Source organism: Candidatus Magnetobacterium casense (assembly GCF_019173545.1).
Taxonomy (GTDB): domain Bacteria; phylum Nitrospirota; class Thermodesulfovibrionia; order Thermodesulfovibrionales; family Magnetobacteriaceae; genus Magnetobacterium; species Magnetobacterium cryptolimnobacter.
In genome coordinates this window covers 1-1,954 of the sequence record NZ_JABXWD010000534.1, presented here as the reverse complement: position 1 = coordinate 1,954, position 1,954 = coordinate 1, and the positions used below count along the sequence as shown (strand labels likewise).

1 pseudogene is annotated in these 1,954 nt (G+C 52.5%); it reads left to right on the top strand.

The features are described from left to right. Positions 1-33: 33 nt before the first annotated feature. Positions 34-1,954, top strand: a pseudogene (locus HWQ67_RS17265) (PEP/pyruvate-binding domain-containing protein); the annotation flags it as partial.

Genomic DNA, 1,954 nt, shown 5'->3' with positions numbered 1-1,954 from the left:
CGCTCTGATGCCTATAGTCTGTTTTACCTCTTTATGCAAAAACTCGCAAGGGATACGGGCAATGCCCTGCCAACGTTTTTGCCCGTCATAAGCCACGCACTCAGACTGGTGGACAACCTCCCCGGTGAGCTGTTTATCATCGTTGCAAAGAGCTACTACCAGATAAACAAACTGGCCAGACATTTCTACAACACCGCCACACAACTGACGGATGTTGACCACGCCGACAAACTTGAGACCACTCTCAAGGTCTTTAACTCCCTGCTGATACACTTCCTGAGATATACATACGACTACTGGCTTACCGAAAAGGAACCCAAGGACTGGTTGACACAGGAGGCAGGGCAGCAATTACCGCCTGAGATCATCGCCATGTTTGAGCCGATATCCCTGGACAAGTTCAGGGCGTGCCAGGGCAGCCTCAACGCAATCATACAGGGCAATGACGCAGTCCCCGCCACCACACTCAAGGCGCTGATTGAACTGCCGGGGTACGGTGACATCGTCGCCCTCTTTAACGATATCCCGCCCAAGATTGCCCGTGCCACACTTGATGAGAAAATCAAGTACAACTACGAAATCATATTCCTGTTTCACATAATGAACACCCCGGGCCTTTCAAACATCCACGAGGAGGCCATCAGGGAGATCAACCGCATCATAAAGCTGATGATAGTCCGGCAGGACTTTGATCAAAACAAGGCCCTCATCAAAAAGACTCTCACGATCCTCAAGGGCAGCGTACAACGATATCCAAGCACCGTGCTGAGGTGTGTCCTGAACATGGGCAAGGGCGTCTACGAAAGCAATGACAGCGACCTCATAAACTTCCTAAGCTACGGCATCGACCCCCTTGGGTTTCAATCGCCCGACTTCAGGGGGATCAATAACGATTGGCAGATACAGAGCAACGCCGCTCATATCGAAAACATACGCACGTGGATGGAGCTAATCAGGCTAAATCCGATAAGCTCGAAAAAGCTGCTCTCTTCGCTGATCATCCACCTGTCCCTGTGCGGGGTGCTCATCAAGGACACGGACCTGTTTCCACGCAACATAACGGAATTCCTAAACGCCGACATAAGGCCGGTCTACAATCTCGTCAAGCAACTGACGCGACTCTTCCCCACGTACTTTAACGAGCTTGGGGCCGAAGGACTGCTGCGGGACATCTCAACCCGCATGGACGACTCCTGCAAACGCAACGATGCCCTGGTTCACTTCCTGAGAAAACAGAGCCACGTCGAAAGCTCAAACAAGATAACCGCCCTGGCCGAGGCAACCCTGGAGTTCTGGAGAACCCGCAACAAGGAGGTACTTACACACTATCTGCCACCGGATATCTACAACCAGGTGCAAACAACCGGCCCGCTCATAGACGGCCTGCATGTCTCACTCAAACACATCTTTGAGACCAAGGGCCTGACCAGGGTATCGGACCTGCTCCGCTTTCAGGAGGACTACTTTGGTGAGGTGCTCAGAGAGCTAGGCGACACCTACGCAGCAGACGTCGAAAAGGTCGCCCTGACCATCTCTTTTTACAGACTCCTCGACCAGAAATACAGCACCAGCGCACATGACATAGAAAGCTACATAAGCCAAATACACTCACCCGTATTTCCGGACTCCGCCCCCCTGCTACGTGCCCTGTCGGGGGAACACACAACCAGCAAACTCTCCGCCATCCTGACATACCTCATTCAGCTCAAGGAGCTGATCCTCTCAGATCAGGTCTATGAGGTCAGGGAAGACATCTACAGAAAGCGGCACATATCCACGGAGATACCCTCCATGTACGGCAGCTACCACGAGACCAAGTTTGACGCCCTGGGGTTGACCTTCCGTCTGGAGTCCCTTGTAAACGTCCTGTTTGAGGAGCTGACAGCCGGCTTTGACTTCAAGCTCATAACCCGTACCGTCCTCACCAAGATACTGGAGTACCTCAAGCTATACA